Source organism: Limnothrix sp. FACHB-881, from assembly GCF_014698135.1.
In the GTDB taxonomy this organism is placed as follows: domain Bacteria; phylum Cyanobacteriota; class Cyanobacteriia; order CACIAM-69d; family CACIAM-69d; genus CACIAM-69d.
This window is the reverse complement of the sequence record NZ_JACJSN010000022.1, coordinates 15,831-36,917: the sequence shown is the minus strand read 5'-3', so window position 1 is coordinate 36,917 and position 21,087 is coordinate 15,831. Positions and strand designations below refer to the sequence as shown.

Genomic DNA, 21,087 nt, shown 5'->3' with positions numbered 1-21,087 from the left:
TTGTAACTCCACAGCCAATCTTAGCCTTGATTCGATTCAGAAACGCGCTTAATCGCCACTTCAACCGAATCCTGGAGCGATAGGAAGCTTTCGAGACGCACGAGTTTAACGGTCTGGGTGACGCGGGGATTCGTCACAATCTGGAAACTACCACCTGCACTCTGGGCCTTTTTCGCCAGTTGCACCAGAGCGCCTAGCCCAGAACTATCTACAAAATCGATATGCGCTAGATCCAGCACCACATGGGGCGGGCCGTCTTCAACATACTGCCCCAGCTTTTTGCGGAACGTGGGTTCCGAAAATGCATCGAGCAGCCCTGTGAGGCGGAACAGTTGACAATCTCCCTTAACTTCGCGCGTGCCTCGTAAGCTGACGGTTAGGGTAAGTTGCTCGGGAATAATGACCTCCTAAGAACACCGTCGCAATCTAGACAACATCCCAATATAAGGATTCCGAGCCTGGTTGTCCACTGAATTTTGTGCGGGTAGCCGCCCGGCTTCCGGGCCTTGGGTTCGTGCGGGAAAGTTTTGGGGAGGGGTTTTGCAGATTATGGGAATTTTGATTTTAGATTCCCTGGGAATCTAAAACTTGGGGATCGAAGAGGGGATCGAAGATCTGAGACTTGGGGATCTCATGACCCAACTGCCCCCAACCGCTGCCAAATCAGAGGCCCCTAAATCCCGATCGCCCGGCGGAAAAAATCGCCCAAATCAGCCCGAGCCACCACCAGACAGGCATTAGAACGTTTGCCATAACTGTCGCCAGGGGTGAGCGGAAAGGGTGGATAGGCTTCCAGGGAAATCCAGGTGGCTCCGGCCGCTTTCAGGATGGGCCAAACGGCGGCAATATCCCAGGCTTTGGGCGTTAGCTCGTAGGCTCCCACCATGCTACCGGTGGCGACGGTGAGCAAGTTGTAGCTAGCCGACCCGATCGCCCGGATTTTGCAACAGAAGGGGCGTGGGGCCCGCTCAATGCTGCGGGTGCAAAAACTGAAGGTTTGGTTGGGGCCCGGGTCGGCGCTGGTGGTTCGGATCGGGCGGCCGTTGCGAAAGGCTCCTGGTTCGAGATCCAATCCCGTTTCACCGGGCCAAAAGCCATAACAAGCTTCTTGAGTGGGGGGATAGTACAAATAGCCAAAGACGGGCCAGCCGCGATAGAGCAGCCCGATCGAAATGCCCCAAACAGGGATGCCGTGGCTGAAATTGGTGGTTCCATCGATCGGGTCAATGATCCAACACCAATCCCGATCGGGCAAATCATGGTTGCCCTCTTCGCTGAGCAAGCCGTGATCGGGAAATCGATCGGCGATCGCCTGGCGCAGGGTGGCATCGGCCCAGGTGTCCGATTGGGTCAGCAAGGTTCCGTCGTCTTTTTCGGTGGTGGCTCGATCGCCCGCAAAGTCCTTCAGCAGTTGCTGACCCGTGTGCTGGGCCAGGTCGGCGGTGAAGGTTAAAACATCAGTCCAAAAGGCGCGATCGATGGCGGTCATGGCAAAAATTAGGCAGCGGAGGGCAAGGGCAGAAGACGCAGGAACGATAATTGCTCGGGGTACAGGCAACACACAGACAGGATAGCGACCGGCGGGCGATCGTCCAATGGCCAACATTGGCCAAGGAATGCGATGGTCATTGGCGGGCGAGCTGGGCATTCGGAGGGCCAGCCATTGGAGGGCCGGGCCGGTGTGGTATTTTTCCTGAGAACCCCACCGGTTCCCAGATGCACGCCCAGATGCACACCCAGATGCACGCCCATTGCCACGCACCCGTTGTCGATCTTGCAACCCCCTCCTATGACTGAGCCGACTATTGCGATCGTTGCTGGACTGTTGCCGGTGGGATGCGATCGGGTGGCGGCGGCCCTCGAAGAGTTGGGCTGGCGACCGGTTTCCGTGGAACCCTGGCATCAGGCCGTATTGCGGGCCCAAGGTTTCCAAGAGTCCGGTTGGGTGACGCGGCAACCGGAGCCGGTTTCGGCCCTTTGGATCGATCGCCTGGGGCAGCTTTGTCGCCGCTGGCCCACGGGCCCAGTGGTGGTGGCGGATGCTTTGGCCACCTTGTTTTTGAGTGATTGGCAAACCCAGTTCCCCACCGCTCGGTTTGTGTTGGTGTCCTGTGCCCCTTGGGTGGGCGTTTCGGCCCTGTTTCGGGCGGCGGGCGATCGGGCCCTCGAAGATCCAGAATGGGCCCTGCGGGTTTGGCAAACCTACCACGAGGCGCTGTTGGTGGCCCTTGAGCAATTGGGCGATCGCGCCATTTTGGTGGACTTGGCGGCCGGAGCGGTGGAATGGGGCCAAGAAACCCTGATTTTGCCAGACTGGGAGGCGATCGCCGATGAACGCCAAGCCCTTTTCCAGCATTTTTATCCCACGGCCACCGCCCTTTATCACCAGCTCAACGCCCGGGCCCTGGCTCCGCACCCGCAATTGCCGATCGACCCCAGCGCGCCCACCGATGCCCTTACTTGGTTGCAGGATTGGGCCTTGGCTGAACAGACCCGCGATCGCCAAGGGCAGTTTCGGCAACTGCAACGACAACTGGCCCAACTGCAACCGGCCTTGGCCCAAAGCCAATTTCAACTGGAGCAAACCCGCGCGGATCTCAGTCGCTATCAGGCCCGCGTCCTGACCGCCGAACAGGGGGCGATCGAGGGGCGATTGCAAGTGGATCAGTACCAAGCCCTGATTGGAACCTATGACAGCCGGCTGCAATGCACAGAAGACCTGCTGCAAGCGGCTAATCAAGACCTAGAAAGCCTGCGGGATCAAATCGCTGACCTCCACGAGGAATTGGAACTGGCGGAGTTGGAAGTGAAGCACGGTCGCCAGGCGATCGCCCGGGCCAACGAATTGCGGGATCACGCCAAGGCCCAAATCGCCGCCGCCCAAGATCAGTTTCGGGAGTTGCGATCGCGCCTTGAGGAAACCCGTCGCCTGTTAGACATCATTCGTAGCAGCAAGTTTTGGGCCCTGCGGAATTTTTGGATCAAGCTGAAATACAAACTGCGGCCGCCAGCGGCCGATCACTTTGATCCGGAGCTGTTTGCGCGCACGCTGGTGGCCCTGTCGCAAATTCCCCCGGAACTGGCGATCGCCCCCGATCCGGCGGCCCAACAGTCTGCGATCTATGAGGCCATTAAGCGAGAGCTGCCCAGCCTGGACTTGCGCAAGCCCCACGCCCTCCTGCGGCTGTTTGATGCGGCCTACTATCTGGAAACCCAGCCGGATGTGGCCAACTGTCTGCCCAATGCCACCTATAGCCAGGCCTTTACCCACTTTGTGGCCAACGGGGCAACGGAAGGGCGCGACCCCAGCCCCCTCTTCAAAACCCGCTACTACCTGGAAACCTACCCTCAGGTGAAAGCGCGATTGGCGGCCAAGGACTTCAACAGCGCGATCGAACATTTCCTTGAAGTGGGAATGGCGGAGGGGCTGAATCCCAATCCCAACTTTGACAGCGAATTTTATTTGCAAACCTACGGCGACGCGGCCTTGGCGGTGGAACTGGGGCAATATCGCAGTGCCTTTGAGCATTTCCTGTTGGTGGGGGTGCGCGAAGGACGCTTGGCGGCTCCAGTGAAGGTGCAAACGGCGGACGATCGCCCGATCGGGATGTTTGCCTTCATCAGCGGCTGCGGCGGTGCGCCCTACCGCTACCGTTGCCTGCACCAGGCGGAGGCCCTGCGCTATTTGGGCTACAGCGTTGAGGTCTACGACATTGCCCAATATCCTTACCGAGAACTGTTGGATCAATACCGAGTGGTGGTGATGCACCGGCCCACCTTCCATCCCAATCTGGAGTCAGCGATCGAGGAAGGGCGAAAACAGGGCGTGCGGTTTGTGTTTGAAACCGATGATTTGGTCTTTGATCCGGATCTGCTCTACCAGTTGGAAGATGCCAACAGCGGCGAAGAGGAACTGCGGCAGGTTTACAAGGAGATGATGCACCAATACCAACGGGCGATCGCCCGGGTGGATGGGGTCAGCACCAGCACCGCCAACCTGAAACGGTCGATCGAACAGCGATTCCCCGGCACTCCTGTGGCGCTGTTGCCCAACCGAGCCAGCGCCGAAATGGAACGGCAAGCGGCCGAAACCCTGGCGGCCAGCACCGATGAGCGCGATCGCTCCGTGGTGCGCCTGGGCTATCTCAGCGGCACCAAAACCCACCAGCGGGACTTTGCGGAATGTGAGGCCGCCTTGCAGGTCATCGCCACCCGCTATCCCCAAGCGCGACTGTTGGTGGTGGGGCATTTGGAACTATCGGCGGACTTCGCGGCAACCTGGGGCGATCGACTGGAGCGGTTGCCGATTTTGCCCTGGGAAAAACTGCCGGAAGTGTATGCCCGTTTGGATATCAACTTGGCTCCCCTAGAGCGCGATCGGGAATTCACCGCCGGTAAGAGCGAGCTGAAATATTTTGAGGCGGCCCTGTTGGCCGTGCCCACGGTGGCCTCCCATTGGGGAACCTATGCGGAAGCCATTCAACCGGGAGTTACGGGGTTCCTGTGTGGTGATTCGGAAGACTGGATCGCCACCTTGGGCCAGTTGATTGAGGATCGGGATTTGCGCGATCGCCTGGGGCAAGCGGCCAACCAAGCGGCCCGCCAGCGCTACCTCACCCGCGCCGCCTTGGGAGAAACCTGGGCCGGCTGGCATCACCTGTTAGCCCGATCGATCCCGGAACCCATTGCGCTGACCGTGGCCGTGGTGGTCTCCCTCGCAGCCAGCGACAGCGTGGAGGTCGATCGAATCGCTGCCCTGGCCCGGGCCCTGGATGCCCAAGGTCATGAGGTGCGGCTCGTGGTGCAACCCTTCGGAGCCAGCAGCAGCGGCCAAGTCCATCAGGCCTGTCGTGCTTGGGAAACCCAGTTGCAAGGCAGCGGTGTGCAGGTGTTGGAAGGCCAAACGGGGCTGCCGGCCTTGGATGTGGCCCTGGCCACCGATTGGCGATCGGCCTGTGCGGTGGCCGATTGGACCACCGTGCGGCTGCGGGTGCGTTTGGTTCAAAACTGGGAAGTGGATTGCGAAGCCCCGGGCACTCTTGAGCGCGAAACGGCCCTCGGTTCCTGTGGGTTGCCGTTGCGGCCGATCACCCTCGGCCAGGCCCTCGCCGATCGCTGGGAAACGGCCCGGGCCCTGCGAGTGCCACCCCTGTGGCTAGAAGGCGGATTAACGGCAGACTTTTTACCCGCCACGCCCAATTGGGTGCGCCACAGCGGCCCCGCCCGATCGATCCTTTGGTTAGACGATCGCGCCGCCGATGCCGACCAGCGATCGGCCACCATTGCCGGGTTAAGCCTCCTGGCCGCCCAGCAACCGGATCTCCAAATTCGCCGCTACGGTTCCCACGCGCCGGAGCCACTGCCCTTTGCTTGCGAGGAACTGGGCTGGCCCGATCGGGCCACCTTGGCCGCCGCGTTGCAAACGGCCCAACTGCACTTGGCCCCCTCCGCCGCCAACAGCGCCCTCCCCACTCTGCAAGCGATCGGCTGCGGTTGTGCGGCTCTGCTGGTGGGCGAAGATTTACCCCTGCATCCCACCCTGTCCGCCGGGATTCACTACGGCACGGTGCTGCCCGTGGCCGAGTCGATCGCCCAAACCCTGCTGCAACTGACCACCGACGCAGTGTCGCGGGTGAACCTAGCCCAAACGGGACGAGCCACCGTGGAAACCCTCGGCATCGATCGCACGGCCAACGAACTGGAACAACTGCTGCGTCGTCTGCTGTTTTTAGAGTAGGCAATTGCTGAAATTTCGCTATCCTGGGGCCATTGGGACAATTTTGCTCAATCAGGAGTCCAAATAGGAGTCCAAAATGGTTCGTAAAATGGTGATGAGCTGCCGCATTCTCAACATGAAAGATGATCAGGCAGCCAAAGCAAGCGACCTAGCCTATTGGCGCAGTCAACCCGCCGAGGCCCGTTTGGCCGCCCTCGAAGAAATTCGCCGCGAATATCATCAATGGGCCTATGGTTTTGAACCCCGATTTCAGAGAGTTTATCGAGTGCTTAAACGCTAACCAAGTTCGCTATCTCGTTGTGGGTGGCTATGCCGTGGCATTCCATGGACATCCTCGATACACCAAAGATTTAGACATTTGGATTCAGCCAACCCTAGAAAATGCCCAAAAGGTGATTCAGGCTCTCGCTGCCTTTGGCTTTGCGAGCTTGAATCTAGTAGCTTCTGATTTTGCCCAATCCGATCAAGTGGTTCAGCTCGGTTATCCTCCCAATCGAATTGACTTAATCACGTCACCGGATGGAGTTGATTTTGAAACCTGCTATCAGAGCAAAATCGAGTCTGATCTAGATGGGCTAAAGATTTGCTGGATTGACTTGGAAAACTTGCGGCTGAATAAAAAAGTATCGGGCAGATCCCAAGACTTAGCTGATTTAGAAAGTCTGTCAGGCTCCCAGGATCAAGCTTAAATTAGAGCTTCGAGAAATGTTTGAACTGTTTCTTTGTGACGAGATTCACAAGGTTAGTTGAGTTAATTTGACCAAGCAAGACTTAGATCACCAAACCTAAAACCATGAGCTTATTAGGTAACATCATCTGGCTGATTTTCGGTGGCCTCATCAGTGGGCTGGGCTACATCATCGGCGGTCTCAGCATGTGTTTAACGATCGTGGGAATTCCCTTTGGTCTTCAACAGGTTAAGGTTGGTTTGGCAACCATGACTCCCTTCGGTAAAGAAGTGGTGGCGGTGGAAAATGCCGATAGCCCTTTGCGGGTGATTTTGAATGTGATTTGGGTGTTTCTCTTTGGTTGGGCGATCGCCCTTTCACATCTGATTCATGGCGTGATTTTGGCGATCACAATCATTGGTTTGCCCTTTGCTAAACAACATTTCAAGCTGTTGGTGATGGCGCTGTTGCCCTTTGGCCGAGAACTCAAGGAAGTGGGGCGTTAATTCAGAAACACCGCAAGGCAAGAATGGTGAATCCTTGGGGCATCATTCTGGGCGGGCCCTGAAGCGATATACTGCTCACGGCATAGGGCTAATCAACAGGTATGGCGATTGCGCGGTTGGCCAGTTGGCCCGGACGAGCTTGGCGGTTGTGGCAACGAGGCGGTCTGAGGGCGATCGCCCAAAAATTGCGCACCAAACTCCGGCGGCGACTGTTGGGAGAACGGGCCCAACTAGCCGCTTGGGATCAATATCGCCGGGGTCTGTCGCCCGAGAATCGACGGCGATTTGCTGATCGAGCGGCGGCCCTGGAAAATCCGCCCCAAATCTCGATCATCATGCCCGTTTACAACACGCCAGAGCGTTGGCTGACGGAAGCGATCGAGTCTGTGCGGGCCCAAATTTATCCCCATTGGGAGCTGTGCATTGCCGATGATCGATCGCCCGATCCCCAGGTGAAGGCCACGCTCGATCGACTCGCGGCCGAGGATTCCCGAATCAAAGTGACCTGCCGCGATCGCAATGGGGGAATTTCCGCCGCCTCCAATTCGGCCTTGGCCTTGGCCACCAGCGATTTTGTAGTGCTGATGGATCATGATGATCAACTGCCGGAACATGCCCTGCTGCGGGTGGCGGAAACCATCTTGGCCGATGATCCAGACTTGTTTTATTCCGATGAAGTGCTGGTAACTCCCGAAGGCGAGCCGATCGAGTTTGCTTTTCGGCCGGCCTTTTCGCTGGAGTTGCTGCGATCGCACCCCTACATCGTGCATTTGGTGGGGTTTCGGCGGTCTCTCTTGCAGGAAATTGGTGGATTTCGGGAGTTTTTGACCGTTTCCCAGGACTACGACCTGATTTTGCGGGCCTGTGAGCGGGCCAAACGAATTAGCCACATTCCCGAAATTCTTTACCTGTGGCGACAACACCTGACCAGCACCGGCAATCAACGGCGATCGGATGTGTTGGAGATTTCACGGGCCGTTTTAAGCGAACATTTAGATCGATCGGGCGATCCGGGTGAAGTGCAAACGGGATTTCGGTTTAATTATTTCCGAGTGCGCTATCCCCTCCAGGGCCCCATCCGCATCGCGATTGTGATCCCGACCAAAAATTGCGGAGAGTTGGTTAAACAATGCATTGATAGCATTGCCAAAACCGTGCATCAGGTCGCCTACGAAATTGTTTTGATCGATCACGATTCCAATGATCCGAAATCCATTCGCTATTTTCGATCCCTCAAGGATCAACACCGCGTTTTAAATTATTCTGGCCCTTTTAATTTTTCAGCGATTAATAATTGGGCCGTTGCCCAGTTGCCGCCCGGGTATTTTACCCACTATCTCTTTTGCAATAACGATATTGAGGCGATCGAGGATGGGTGGTTGGAGCGAATGGCAGAATTTGCCCAAAAACCAGACATTGGCATCGTGGGCGCTAAGTTGCTCTATCCCGATCGCTGCTACATCCAACATGCGGGTGTTTGCGTGGGAATGCATGGCATGGCGGAACATTTCGGCAAATTCATGCGGGATTCCTTGCCCTCTGGAGAGGCAGAACCGGGCTATATTGGCGCTCTAATTTCCTGTCGCGAAATGTCCTCGGTCACGGCCGCTTGTTTGCTGATGCGGGCCGATACCTTCGCCAAAATTGGTGGCTATGACGAGTCTTTGGCCGTTGGGTTTGGGGATGTGGATCTGTGTTTGCGGGCCCGAGAAGTGGGTTATCGGGCGGTTTTTTGTGCCGATGCCACCTTGGTTCACCACGAATCCTACACAAGGGGCAAAACCTTTGAAGGGGATCCGCACCCGGAAGATTCCGCCAAGTTTTTTAAACGCTGGAAATCGATGATTCAAGCAACCGATCCCTACTTCAATCCCAATTTGGATATTACGCGCCAAGATTGGGCCATGAAGGAGTTGGAAATTCCCGAAAAACCCCGATCGCGCTGTTACGACACCCAAACCCACCAGTTCCGATCGCTCTAGGATAGCCATGGGGGCGATCACCGGGAGAATTTCCCTCAATCTGATCCCGATCGGGGTAATTTTGGGCAAGGTGTACCTAGAGATCTGACCGATCTGAGAGATCTACAGAGATCTGATCAGCGAAATCTGATCAGCAAAATCTGATCAGCGAGATCTGACTCAGCCCCCTCAATTCCACTTCAAAGGGGCCAGCCCCGAAGCCCCGGTGGCCGATAAGGGTCTGAAGACAGGGTTGCAGACAGGCTCCCGATCGCGGCTGCCCCGATCGCGGCCGTCCTGTGGCATTGGTTGTTTTGTGGCATTGGGTGAACGCGGGTGAACGATCAACCCCAAATTACGGTGGTGTTTGCCATCACCGCTGACGGCAAAATCAGCGATGCGCATGGGTCGCCGGGACGCTTTGGCAGTCCGGCCGATCGCGCACATTTGGAAAAACAAGTGGCCCAAGCCGATGCGGTGTTGATGGGAGCCGGAACCCTCCGCTCGGAAGGGTTGGCCATGCCGGTTCTGAGTCCAGAACTCATTCAGGGGCGAGTTGACCAGGGCAAACCTCCGCAACCCACCCAAATTATCTGTTCTGCCTCCGGGGCGATCGACCCTGGCTATGGCTTCTTTCGCCAGGCCGTGCCTCGATGGCTGTTGACCACGGAAGCCGGATCTCGGCAATGGCTCGATCGCTGGTCTGCCTCAGGAGATTCCGAGGATCCGTCCCCCCATTCAAAAGCAGCCAATGGATTCGATCGAATCTTGCTCGGCCCGTTGGGCGATCGGGATTTTCAATGGCCCGAAATTCTCGCCCAACTGGCCCAGGAAGGAATCCAACAGCTCGCCGTCTTGGGTGGTGGGAACTTGGTCGGCTCCCTGTTGTCAATGAGAGCGATCGATCACCTGTGGCTGACGGTTTGCCCCCTGTTGGTGGGTGGAGCCGCTGCCCCCACGCCCATGGATGGTGTGGGTTTGCCGCTTCACGGGGCCCAGTGGCTCAATTTGGTCAGTGCCGAAGCCCAAGGCCAAGAAGTGTTCTTGCATTACCAGCGGCGCGACACCGAACCTTAGCGCCCGGTGGGTTTCTGCTTCTTGTTCTGCTGTTTGTTGCCCTTCCCCGAACCCGAGGTTTCCTATGCTTGCCTCTCGCCGTTTTCCCCGTCCCGATCGTTTATTGCAATTTCTGAGTCAATCTCGGAGTCAATCTCGGAGTCAATCTCGGAGCCAATCTCGAAGCCAAACAATCCATTGGCTGTTGGCCCAAACCCTGCGCCATCGCCAGGCAACCCAGCAACCAACCGCGCGATCGGGCTTTACCTTGCTGGAACTGTTGGTGGTGCTGTTGATGGTGACCATTCTGATGGCCATTAGCGCGCCCGTTTGGCTGTCGATGGTGGATGGCCAACGGCTCGGAGCCGCCCAAGACGATGCGTTTCGGGCCCTGCGATCGGCCCAATCCAAAGCCAGACAGCAACGACGACCCTGGGAAGCCTGTTTTCGCACCAACCCAGAGGACAAGCGTGCCATTCAATATTCTGTGCATCCCGCCGTGGGCGCAAAATGCAGCAAAGCCGTTTGGCGGCCCCTGGGAGCCGAAGCATCGACCTATGCCGCGATCGACGGCGGGAAATCAGACTTCACTCGCGACGGTGGGAGTTATGTGGTGCAGTTTAATGGTCGCGGCTGGCTAGCTTCTTCTCAGGACGGCACTGAGTTTAGTAGCAATGACAACGCTGGAAAGCGGATCACCTTCCAAATGGCAGGCCGTCCTGATTTGACCGATCGAAGCTGTGTTTATGTGGAAACCTTGCTGGGTTCCCTGCGAGCCGGGCGCAATGATCGTTGTGTCTCATCACCAACACCCTAGGAGTGCTTCAACCTGCGCGGTTACTCCACCACATCACGGGCATATTCTTCATTCACAGCCCGACGGGGAATGGTGCAAAAACGCTTGACCGTCAGGGCAATTGTCTTTTTAGGAACGCCGCCCTTGAGATAAATGTCATATTCCATGGCCAGGGTTTTTTCGGAAGCAATATAGGCCTTGACCATAATATATTCACTGTTAATGGCATTCACGCACTCCAAACATTGGGCGCGGGTGGCCGTTTCCGCAATGCCAAAAAGAGTCAGCAATCGCACCCGATCCTTGTTTTCGCTCAGGAACACATAGCACTTGATTTCTTCCTGAATCAGAATGTCGCCATCGTCATCGATCGAAACATCCATCAGCGCTTCATCAAAGATGGATTGCAACAGAGCTTTTGAAGCATTATCAGGTGTGACTAGCTCTTCGTTCATGATTTTGGCCTGCGATGAATGGATGTGATGATTGTTGTTGGCCGAGTGGTGGTTAAAAGTCATTCAGCAAGATCAATTCAGAAGGATTAATTGAGGACTGTGGCCAACAGGATGTTGAGTCCGTTCTTGTTTCGGCCTAATCTTAACAAGCGAAAGTGGGGACTGATGGCGTTGTGGTGGCGGGCAGATCGGCAATGCGGTTTTTAGTGGAAGGTTGGCTGTCGGCTCCCCACTCCTACACAACGGTGAATCAGTTCCAATGCTTGGCACTGCTGGAGCGATCGGGGCTGCAACTGTTTCATCGCGAGCAACCCTTGGCCCATGGTTGGCAGCCGATCGCGGGGCAATTGGATCCGGAGCGATCGCGTCGATTGGCCCAAATTCCGGCCCCCGATGGCGACCCGGTGGATGGACTGTTGCGGATCGATTCGCCCTACCGATTGCAGCCAGACCCGATCGCCTGTCGATCGTTTGTGTTTGCCACGGCGGAATTTGGCAAGCTGCACCATGAATATTGGCAATGGATGGGGTGCGCCCAAAAAACGGGCAAATGGGCAGCGGCCGGGGGCGATCGGGGAGCCGTGGTGCTCACCCCTTCGGCCTGGTCGCGACAAGGGCTAATCCACAGCGGCGCAGCGCCCGATCAGGTCGTGGTGTTGCCCCATGGGGTCGATCCGCAGATTTATCACCCCTTGGCAGCGGCCGATCGGGCGAATCTGCGGCGGGCCTGGGGTTGGGAGGGTTGCCAAGTCTTGCTGAACGTGGGGGGCACGATTCCCCGCAAGGGTGGCGATTTGTTGATTTTGGCGGTGGGGGCAGTGATGGAGCGATCGCCCCAATTGCGCTGGGTTTTGAAGGCCAATGACGCGGTTTATGGACGCGATCGGGGGCGAGCTGCCTGGGTGAATCAGGTGCGATCGCTGTTGCCGACCGATCGGGCCCAACGGTTGCTCGATCGAACGATTTACCTCAACAAATTTTTGTCCTACCAAGACATGGCCAAGCTTTATCAAGCGGCCGATGGCTATGTTTCGCCCTACCGCGCGGAGGGGTTTAACCTGCCCGTGCTGGAAGCGATCGGCTGTGGGTTACCGGTCATTTGCACCCAGGGTGGGCCCACCGATGAATTCACCAACCCCGCCTTCACCCTCCCGATCGCCAGCCAACTGATTGAGAAACCCGTTCAATACCCGGATGGCGTTTCCGAAACCGTTTGGATGTGGGAGCCGGATTGCGATGCCCTGGTTGATTGTCTCGAAACCTGGCTCGATCGCCCCCAATGGCAAACGGCCGCCCGGGCGGCCGGCCCCGCTTGGCTGCAAAGCCGGTTCACCTGGGATCACGCCGTGGATAAACTCCTGAGCCTAGTGGCCCAGCAACCCTAGTGCGCCCGAGCCACCAAAGCCCGGTGACGCACCGTAGTGGATTGGACAGTGATCAGCTCAAAGCCCGCTTGCTCGATCGCCTCGCCCAAATCCAGCGCAAAGTACTGATCCAAAAACGGCTCCGTACTCTTGAGCAGGGTCAGGATATAGGGCGGCATTTGGGCATAAATCTGGGATTTGGGGTTCATGTCCATAATTCCCAGATAGCCGCCGGGCTTCAGCAACCGCCGAGCCTCTTGCAAAATCGCGATCGCCGCCGTCTGGGGCAGCTCATGGTATAGCAGGCAAGCCGAAACTAAGTCATAGCTCGCGGCCGGTAAGCCGGTGTTTTCCGCTGCCGCATGAACCCAACGGGGCTGGGCCCGATCGGGATTCATGGGGGAATGGTGAGTGTTGTAGGCAGCCACCGCCAGGAAATTCGGCGACAGATCCACCCCCGTCAGTTGGGCTTGGGGATAAATTCGCTGCAAGGCAAAGGTGCTCATCCCCACGCTGCATCCCAAGTCCACAATCTCCCGAGGCTCGATCGCCACCGTGGCCTTCAGCACGTCATGATAAGCAGCCCGCAATTTTGCGTCCCCTTCCGGGGTTTTTTCGCCAAAAATGGTGGAATGCACCGAATAGGCCGCCACTTCCACCTCGCTGGCCGGCTCCCAGCCCAAATTCCCCTCAGGATAGGCATGGAAAGGATTGAGGTAATAGTCTGGATAGGTGAGGTTGGGGTTGCTGACCTGGGCCAGCTCCGCCGACCAATCCCGACTTTGCAACTCAGCGGCCGTTTTGCGCCAGGGAATGCCCATGCTTTCGGCCCGCTCAATCATCATCTTGCGGGCGCGGCTACGAGCAAAATTAGCCAGGGGTTCGATGGATAGCAGCCCATTCACCAAACGCGAGGCGGGGCCGGGTTTCACAAAGGCAGTGGCGGTCATGGAAAGGTCAGGCAATAGTTGTTTGGGTTAAAGCTTTTTTGAGTTAAAGCTTTGGGATGGAATTTTTAGGGTGAAATCTTTGGGATGGAATCTTTGGGGCTAATTGAGTTTTTGGAAGTTTTTTGAATTTCTTTGAATTTTGAAGATTGAGTTTTGAGGGTTGGATTTGGATTTTTTGGATATTGTATCAGTCCTCACGGTTGCGGTTCGATCGCCCCACCATCAGGGCAACTGAATCGCGCAGGGCGATCGCGCAGTTGGTCGCTTCCCAAGCCGTGAGCTATGATGCTGCCTGAATTTGCGAAAACCGCCGCCCAGGGAAGAAACCCTGAATCTTGATGCGATCGCCCAACCCAGAAACCTTGAGCATGGTGCTGAAAGTCGCGGTCTTGTCCGTGGTGCTGTCGGTGGCCATCAAGCTAACTGCCTATGGATCGATCGGCACGCCGCCAGACTGGGTGGCTTGGGTCATGATCCTGTTGCCATCGCTGATTTTGGCGGGTTGGATGTGGCAGCAGAGCAAACCCGATCGCCCGTAGATCGCCCGTAAGTCATCCGTAAATCACCCCAACATCCATAGATCACCAGAGATCGCCAGATCACCCCAAGATCACCCCAAGATCACTCCAAGCAATTGCCCCGTAAATCACCCCGCAAATCGCCCAGGCAGTTGCACGGGAAATTGCACAGGAAATTGCACAAGAAATCGCACAGGACGCTCGGTTCATGACCCTCGGACGCTGGTTAGGCTTACTGGTTTTTATTGCGGCCCTGTATGTGCTGTGGGCTGTGCGGCAGTTGGTGCTGATGATTTTTGGGGCGATCGCCATTGCCGTCGCGATCGATCGGTTGGCCCGCGCCCTGCTCACCCTCCAGTTTCGGGGGCGCAACCTGCTCCAGGATCGAACAAAGGCAATTTTTGGGGCGATCGGGCTGTTGGTGGCTTTTTTCTTGGGGGCCATGTTGTTGGTTGTGCCCCCCTTTGCGGCTCAGTTTCGGGAGCTGACCGAGTTGGTTCCCGTGGCGCTCGATCGCCTCGATACCTGGTTCAGCAACCTTTCCCAACAACCCTTGGGCCAGTGGTTACAAACGGTTCTCCCCAACCCCGACTTCCGCAGTTTGCTCACCCAGGCCCAACCGGCCATTAATCCGCTCTTTCGGGGTGGGTTTGCCCTGTTTGCCAGCACCCTGGGCGGGTTCTTCAACCTGCTGTTGGTGACCATCTTGGCCCTGATGATGCTGTTCGATCCATTGCCCTATCGCAATGCCTTCGTGCAGCTCTTTCCCTCCTTCTATCGGCGGCGGGTAATCACGATTCTCGATCGCTGCCGCAATTCTCTCGATGCTTGGCTGTTGGGCATTTTGTTGAACATGTCGATCATCGGTGTCCTCAGCGGCACGGGGTTGGCCTTGATGGGGGTGAAGCTGGCCCTGGCCCACGGGGTTTTGGCGGGCTTGCTGACGTTCATTCCCAATGTGGGGCCGGTGTTGAGCGTGTTGCCGCCAATGTTGGTGGCGCTGTTGGATGATCCGCTCAAGTCTCTGTTGGTGCTGGGTTGGTACGTGATTGTGCAGCAGTTGGAAACCAATTTGCTCACGCCGATGGTGATGTCCAAACAGGTGTCCCTGTTACCGGCCGTGACGCTGATTGCCCAAATCTTTTTTGCGACCTTTTTTGGGTTCACGGGGCTGGTGTTGGCGTTGCCGCTGACCGTGGTGGCTCAAGTTTGGTTCCAGGCATTGTTGGTTGAGGATGTGCTGGATCATTGGGATCAGGGGCCGCGTTGGCTGCGATCGAGCCGCGAAGGGGCGATCGACCCCGACCCTGAACAGGCGCTACCGGCGGCCGTGGCTGTGGGCGGCGATGATTCTCAGACTCCTGAGCCATCAGACTCCTGAGCGACATGATTGGCGATCGCGACCCATACAGCACCTTGGATTGTTGAGTTGAATTTTTGATCAGAACAGCCCATCATCCCCCACCGCCGCGAAACCCAGATCGCGCGATGGCAGCCACCCGGCTAAAATGGCAACAACTCACCACTTGCTCATGGTTGGGGCAAGTGCTTGCGCTACATGGCCTTTAGCGACAGTCGGCGCTACTATCAAATTTTGGAATTGGAACCTGGCGCTTCAGCCGAGGAAGTGAACCAGGCTTACAAAGACCTGGCTTTCGTTTGGCATCCCGATCGGATCCCAGACGACAATCCCCGTTTGAAAGCCAAGGCCCAAGAGAAGCTGAAGCAGCTCAATGAAGCGCGGGGCTTTTTTCGGGCCCATTTTCGGCAGCGGCCCAACAGCGGGGCCCCAACGGAACGAACCACCGCCCAACCCCATGGGCGATCGACGGCCCATCACCACAAAAATCCATACCATGCCGGTGTGCATCACCAAGGGGCTAGCCATAGTGCCAGCCACGGTGCGAATCACAGCGCAAACCACGGCACAAACCACAGCACGAACCATAACGGCTCCGCTCAAGGATTTGGGGTCAATGGGCAATCAACCCCCAAGGCGGGGGCCTATGGATCCAGTGCCAATGGTTCCGGTGGATACAGCACCTATGGATACAGCACCCAAGGCCCATCAGCGGGTTCGGTTCCTGGCCAAGGCATCCATCCCGAACCGGAACCGTTCGCTTGGAAAACACCACGCCGATCGCCCTTTAATAGCCATCCCCCCGGTGACCCCACGGTGGAAACGACCGCCAATCGATCGCCCGAACCGCCCCCAAGACGACCGCGCCCCCCGATCGTGCCGCCCCAATGGCAAGATCAACCGCCGCCTCGTCCCGCTGCCGATTTGAGCGGAGCCAAGATGCGCGGGGCCAATCTGCGGGAACGGGATTTTGCGAGCCGAAACCTCAGCGGGGCTGACCTCGCGGGAGCTGATTTGACGGATGCCTTTATGCACCGCGTGAACCTGAGCGGGGCCAACCTGAGCGGGGCCCGGTTGTTTCGGGCCAATCTGCTGCAAGCAAACCTGAGCGGGGCCGACCTGAGCGGCACGGACTTGATCGGGGCTGACCTGAGTGGGGCTGATCTCCGGGGAGCCAATTTGACCAATGCCAAAATGACCGTCGGTGGGCGGCTGATGGTGCGGTTAACGGGAGCCAAGCTGGATGGGGCGATCGTTCCGGCCGATCTGAGGCGATCGCCCTAGAAACGGGTCAGGATTGCACCCCAGTCCTGGAATTGCACCTAAGCTTCCCAATCCGGACAAGCACCCTCCGTCCAACCAAAGGGATACATCCCGCAGATCAGCAGCGTGCCGTTGTAGACCCGGCCATGGTAGTGACGACAGCCCACACAGGCGGCATGGCGGTCAACCGGCGGCACTTTGGGGTTGAGTTGGTCGTAAAGCGCATCGTATTGGTTCAGGGTCGGCGGGGCCAACGCTGCCCGATCGCCCTCCGATTCCGGTTCTTCGGTGGTGAAAGGATTGGCCGGAAAACCGGTTTCCGCCCAGTCTGACCATAGGGGCGCTAACCAATCGTTCACCTCGGTGGCCCACTGTTCGATCGCCCCGTCCACCTCCTGGCACAGTCGATCGACCTCAATTCCCCACTGTTCAGCCAAATGGGTTTCCACTTGCTCCTGAAGGTCAAGGGCCGTTTGCTCCAGTTCCCGGGCCGAATCCGTCAGCCATTGATCCACCTGGGTCACGGTTGATTCCACCGACTCGGCCATGGTGATGATCACTGCATCCAACGTGGCTTCCACTTCCCGGGCGATCGGCTCCCAATCCCGAGCGATGGGAGTCAACCACTGTTCAAGATTCTTAGCCCAGTTCCCGGCCCAATCATCTTTCCAATCGTCCATTCATATCTCCGCGTTTCCGCTTGGGGCCCCATGTCACCAACTGCCGCCACCTCGGTGATGCGATCGAGGGGCCAACTTGAGGGGCTATTCCCAGCTTAAGAGCTGGATCCCGATCACTGCCAAGGGGGGCCCTCTAAATTCCTGGGGGTAATTCTTGGGGGCAATTCCGAGAGACGATCGGTTATCTCCTCAAAGCGGGACAGGATCCCGATCGCCCCGCCACGGGTGTTTGCGCCTATGATGCCTACTATGATGTGCGTTGCACTTTTGCGCTGCTGCCTTTGAAGGCGCGATTTTTTTCCGGTACTTGCCCATGGATACTTCAATCAACCTGCTGGCCAACACCATCCTGCAATTCGTCAATATCTATACGCTGGTGATCTTCATTCGGATTCTGCTGAGTTGGTTTCCGAACATCGATTGGTTCTCCCAGCCCTTTGCCACGGTGGGGCAGTTAACCGATCCTTACCTGAACCTGTTTCGATCGATCATCCCGCCCTTGGGTGGCTTAGATTTTTCGCCCATGCTGGCCATTTTGGCGCTGCAATTGCTGTCCCAATTAGTCAGCAGCGCTGTGATGGCCTTGTAGCCAAAGGGCCCGGTCACCAATGGCTCAGAGCTGGCCCGGAGACGAGGGGCGATCGGGCTGGTGTTGTTGCTGGCGATAGAGACCATAGCCAATGGCGAAGGGTTTCAGCAGCCCATACAAACCAGCCAACACGCCCCAAATCAACCCAATCACCAGGGCCGGACGATGGGCCGCCAAGTCGTTGGCCATCCGCTCCAGCAGGGTATGGGGCTGGGTGAACAAGTCCCAACTGTTGAAGCGCCAAAACCGACCCACAAACACCCCCACCGCCGACAGGCCATGGAGCAACTGTTCCATGAGCGGAATCCAGCGGCTGCGCCCGATCGCCCGGAGCCATCCATCCAGCCACACCAGCGACCAAACATAGGCCCCAAAGCCCACGGCCACAAACAGAACGTATTGCGGAATCACGATCATCACCGTGGCCCAAAGGGACGTGTAGCGATAGCGAATGTCATTGACCAAATGAATCAAATCGGTCAAGACATAGGGCGCATTGGGTAAGAACAAAATGAACACGATCGCCAGCCCCCACCATAGGGGCGATCGGGGCGATCGAGCGGGGCGGTGTCGAAAAAGCCAAGCGGCAATTCCCAAAGGGACAATGGCCAAGAATAAATTCCAAGCCATCCAATAGCTGTTATCGGCCCAGAGTGCGATCGTAATCCGCAGCCACTGCGCCAATGTTTTGAGAAGGGGTTCCATAGCCGATCGCCTTGATCAGAAGCGTGTGAGATCAGAAGCGTTTAAAAACGGATCAGATTGAGTCAGGCAGATTGCATCAGGCAGATTCAACCGGGCAAATTCAATCAGGCAAGTTAAGCCGGGCAGATTTAACCAGATAGATTCAACCAGGCAAGCTAAACCGGGCAAATTCAATCGAGCAAAACCCGACCCAAATCCTCTCAGGAAGACCGATCAAGAAGACTGAATCAGGGTTTGCAATCGATCGGCCGCCGGTTGGTCTCCCAAGGCCAAGTAAAGATCTCGGGCCTGTTTCAGATGCTCGATCGCCTCAGCAGAACGGTGTTGAGATCGACGTAGACGGGCAAGCACCAGGTGTGGCTCCGGGTCATGAGGATTATGGGCGATCGCCTGCTCCAGTTCCTTCGTGGCCTCGTCCCACTGTTCCTGTTGGATCAGCACCCCAGCCCAGGCCACCCGATAGGCCGCCTGATCCGGGTCAAGCCCCCTTGCTTGCCAAGTCTGTTCAATCGCCTTAGCCGCTTCGCCACGGCCTTGATAGGCATAAAGATCTCTCGCCGCGATCGCCGCTTGCAGGGCCTGGGCCTGTGCGCCGTGGGCCTCCAGGGCCTTCGCCAGAGCCAAATGGGCATCGGGATCGCTGGGATGTTGCCGAATCGCCGCCTCCAGCAGGGGAGCCGCTTCCGCCGGTTGGTCATTGTCCAGCAGCGCAATGCCCGCCATCAGAGGCGATTCCGTCAAAGATGAAGCATTAAACGCGCTGCTGCCGCCGGTTTGAACCGTTTCCGCGATCGCCCGTACTTGCTCCAACTTGCCCAGGGCCCAACTCGCAGTCTGTTGCACCTGTTGATCTGGGTCGCGGGCCGCCATGCCCATCATTTGGCTGAGGCGAGTCACTTGTTCATAAACCTGCGTTAAATCCCGAATCGCATTGGTGCGCACTTCCGGATTCGGATCCCGCAGGGCCAGGGCCATCGCCTCCAGGGTGGGTTCCAACACCCGCGACCCGATCGAGGTTAAAGCTGCGATCGACAGGCTTCGTTGTTTGGAATCCCCATTCAGCAACACATCCATCAGGGGACGCAGGGCCCGAGAGTCGCCCCGTTGTCCCAATTCCCAAATGGCCTTGCGGCGATCAGCCGCGTTATCGCTGCGGAGATTTTGAATTGCCCGCTCAATCAGGCTCGGTTGCACCACCCGAGTAGGCGCAAGGGCCGTTGGGCTGGGCAAAGGAGCCGTCGGGTTGGGTGCTGCATTGGGTGCTGCATTGGGTGCGGCTTTCGGCGCAGCCGCATTAGCCGCCGGATTGGGCAAGGGCGCAGGCGTGGCCGGTTCAGGCGCTTTGGATTCCGCAGGAGCCGGATCCGCCGCCTCTGAAGGGTCGGCAGAGAGTTCGGAATCGGCTGCCGGGGTTGGTTTTTGCCAGGGAAACAACCGGCGACGGGGTTTTGACTCTGGCTTGGATTCCGACTTGGATCCTGGCTTGGAGTCGATCGGGGCGGCCGTTTCCAGCGCCATGGCATTTTGACCATTGTGGGCTGCCGCACTGTGGGCATCGAGGGTGGGGCCCACATCCCGGGGCCGGGTCGATCGCGCCGCCGGAGCCAACGGAGCACCCCAAGGGTCGATCGCCTCCAAACCCTCTACGGCATCTGGATCCGCCAAAGGATCAAAATCCGCCTCTGACTCCGCATCCGCTTCATCCCAACCAAAATGCTCATTATTCCGAACTTGGCGAACAAACCAAACCAAGCCCCCCAACAAACCAAGCCCCCCAATTCCCGCCGCCCCCAACAACACAATTCGGCGCTGGAAAGCCCGTTGATCGTTTTTGGGTTTCTTGGGCTTTTTATTCTGTTGGTTTTGATTATTATTCTGATTATTGTTTTGAGTATTGCCTGAATTGCCTGAATTATTAGGCTGATTATTTTGATTATTCTGGCTATTGGAATTATTACTATCGGAATTATTATTTGAACCGTTGTTGGAATTGCCTTGATTGCCCGAATTGTTTTGCCCAGAATTTTGCCCAGCATCCGCCGGTTGAGATTCATTGGGAGCTGCTTGGGCCAGGGGCATCGATGCGGAGGATGGCGAAGACTGGCTAGAGCTGCGGTTGGGGCCGCTGATGGCCGGTTGAACTTGGAGCAAGGCTTGGGCCACCGTTTCCGTGGCCGCCAGTCCACCGCCGGGGGTGACCAAACTGCCCAGCATCACGATCGCCATGGCCCGGGCTGCGCGATCGCGGGTGCGGGATTTGGCTCCTGTCCAACTAGCTCGCTTCATAAACAACCGATCGAAAGGGGGCGCGAAATTTGCAGAAAACTTGCGGAAAACGCCTGAAACAGACGCTTGCAAGAGCCTAAAGGCCAAGGCTCCTATTCATCATTCCCTGAGATGCCACAAGCAAGACAATCGTAGGCCAGGAGTTTCAGATTCTTTGCTGATGTCCTGAATGCACCCATCCAAACAGGTTTGC

Annotated in this window: 18 protein-coding genes; 11 read left to right on the top strand and 7 right to left on the bottom strand. The window is 57.3% G+C overall.

The window, feature by feature from the left end:
- Nucleotides 1-20: 20 nt before the first annotated feature.
- Both H6G52_RS16495 and H6G52_RS16490 read right to left on the bottom strand, forming a co-directional pair.
- A complete protein-coding gene (locus H6G52_RS16495) occupies nt 21-398 on the bottom strand; it encodes an STAS domain-containing protein (protein WP_099534531.1) in 378 nt (125 codons plus the stop codon).
- A gap of 275 nt (nt 399-673) precedes the next feature.
- Nucleotides 674-1,606: an inositol monophosphatase family protein gene (locus H6G52_RS16490; RefSeq protein ID WP_242026452.1), complete on the bottom strand. Its 933-nt coding sequence runs from the start codon at nt 1,604-1,606 to the stop codon at nt 674-676.
- A gap of 183 nt (nt 1,607-1,789) precedes the next feature.
- Here H6G52_RS16490 and H6G52_RS16485 point away from each other — a divergent pair, with 183 nt between their 5' ends.
- The 6 genes from H6G52_RS16485 to H6G52_RS16460 all read left to right on the top strand — a co-directional run bounded on the left by H6G52_RS16485 (nt 1,790) and on the right by H6G52_RS16460 (nt 10,745).
- Entirely contained in the window at nt 1,790-5,737 is a 3,948-nt protein-coding gene (locus H6G52_RS16485) for a glycosyltransferase (protein WP_190529720.1), read from the top strand.
- Nucleotides 5,738-5,813: 76 nt separating this feature from the next.
- A complete protein-coding gene (locus H6G52_RS16480; RefSeq protein WP_199291641.1) occupies nt 5,814-6,017 on the top strand; it encodes a hypothetical protein in 204 nt (67 codons plus the stop codon).
- Between the two features lie 513 nt (nt 6,018-6,530).
- Nucleotides 6,531-6,911 (top strand): YccF domain-containing protein, encoded by a 381-nt coding sequence (locus H6G52_RS16475; RefSeq protein ID WP_190529718.1) that lies wholly within the window; start codon nt 6,531-6,533, stop codon nt 6,909-6,911.
- A 101-nt stretch (nt 6,912-7,012) separates the two neighbouring features.
- The gene (locus H6G52_RS16470) at nt 7,013-8,893 is read left to right on the top strand and encodes a glycosyltransferase family 2 protein (RefSeq protein ID WP_190529716.1); all 1,881 of its coding nucleotides are present in this window, start codon (nt 7,013-7,015) and stop codon (nt 8,891-8,893) included.
- A gap of 315 nt (nt 8,894-9,208) precedes the next feature.
- Nucleotides 9,209-9,949, top strand: coding sequence for a dihydrofolate reductase family protein (locus H6G52_RS16465; protein WP_190529714.1), 741 nt, complete (start codon nt 9,209-9,211; stop codon nt 9,947-9,949).
- Nucleotides 9,950-10,013: 64 nt separating this feature from the next.
- A complete protein-coding gene (locus H6G52_RS16460; protein ID WP_190529712.1) occupies nt 10,014-10,745 on the top strand; it encodes a prepilin-type N-terminal cleavage/methylation domain-containing protein in 732 nt (243 codons plus the stop codon).
- Nucleotides 10,746-10,765: 20 nt separating this feature from the next.
- Here H6G52_RS16460 and H6G52_RS16455 read toward each other — a convergent pair whose 3' ends face one another.
- Nucleotides 10,766-11,179: a YbjN domain-containing protein gene (locus tag H6G52_RS16455; protein ID WP_158234344.1), complete on the bottom strand. Its 414-nt coding sequence runs from the start codon at nt 11,177-11,179 to the stop codon at nt 10,766-10,768.
- A gap of 155 nt (nt 11,180-11,334) precedes the next feature.
- Here H6G52_RS16455 and H6G52_RS16450 point away from each other — a divergent pair, with 155 nt between their 5' ends.
- A complete protein-coding gene (locus H6G52_RS16450; protein WP_190529710.1) occupies nt 11,335-12,564 on the top strand; it encodes a glycosyltransferase family 4 protein in 1,230 nt (409 codons plus the stop codon).
- Here H6G52_RS16450 and H6G52_RS16445 read toward each other — a convergent pair.
- Nucleotides 12,561-13,493, bottom strand: a complete 933-nt coding sequence (locus H6G52_RS16445) for a class I SAM-dependent methyltransferase (RefSeq protein ID WP_190529708.1) — start codon at nt 13,491-13,493, stop codon at nt 12,561-12,563. The two genes, H6G52_RS16450 and H6G52_RS16445, sit on opposite strands and share 4 nt — an antisense overlap.
- A gap of 338 nt (nt 13,494-13,831) precedes the next feature.
- Between H6G52_RS16445 and H6G52_RS16440 the strand changes: the two genes are divergently transcribed.
- The 3 genes from H6G52_RS16440 to H6G52_RS16430 all read left to right on the top strand — a co-directional run bounded on the left by H6G52_RS16440 (nt 13,832) and on the right by H6G52_RS16430 (nt 16,655).
- Nucleotides 13,832-14,032 (top strand): hypothetical protein, encoded by a 201-nt coding sequence (locus H6G52_RS16440; protein WP_099532214.1) that lies wholly within the window; start codon nt 13,832-13,834, stop codon nt 14,030-14,032.
- 187 nt (nt 14,033-14,219) lie between these two features.
- Complete coding sequence (locus H6G52_RS16435; protein ID WP_099532213.1) at nt 14,220-15,392, top strand: AI-2E family transporter; 1,173 nt, start codon at nt 14,220-14,222, stop codon at nt 15,390-15,392.
- A gap of 177 nt (nt 15,393-15,569) precedes the next feature.
- Nucleotides 15,570-16,655, top strand: a complete 1,086-nt coding sequence (locus H6G52_RS16430) for a pentapeptide repeat-containing protein (protein ID WP_190529705.1) — start codon at nt 15,570-15,572, stop codon at nt 16,653-16,655.
- A gap of 38 nt (nt 16,656-16,693) precedes the next feature.
- On the opposite strand, the gene H6G52_RS16425 is transcribed toward H6G52_RS16430, so the two are convergent.
- Entirely contained in the window at nt 16,694-17,314 is a 621-nt protein-coding gene (locus tag H6G52_RS16425) for a hypothetical protein (RefSeq protein ID WP_190529703.1), read from the bottom strand.
- Nucleotides 17,315-17,627: 313 nt separating this feature from the next.
- Between H6G52_RS16425 and H6G52_RS16420 the strand changes: the two genes are divergently transcribed.
- Entirely contained in the window at nt 17,628-17,903 is a 276-nt protein-coding gene (locus H6G52_RS16420; RefSeq protein WP_099532210.1) for a YggT family protein, read from the top strand.
- A gap of 24 nt (nt 17,904-17,927) precedes the next feature.
- Here H6G52_RS16420 and H6G52_RS16415 read toward each other — a convergent pair whose 3' ends face one another.
- Together H6G52_RS16415 and H6G52_RS16410 are read right to left on the bottom strand one after the other, a co-directional pair.
- Nucleotides 17,928-18,608 (bottom strand): DUF1361 domain-containing protein, encoded by a 681-nt coding sequence (locus H6G52_RS16415; protein ID WP_190529701.1) that lies wholly within the window; start codon nt 18,606-18,608, stop codon nt 17,928-17,930.
- Nucleotides 18,609-18,821: 213 nt separating this feature from the next.
- Entirely contained in the window at nt 18,822-20,894 is a 2,073-nt protein-coding gene (locus H6G52_RS16410) for a tetratricopeptide repeat protein (protein ID WP_190529699.1), read from the bottom strand.
- Between the last annotated feature and the right edge of the window lie 193 nt (nt 20,895-21,087).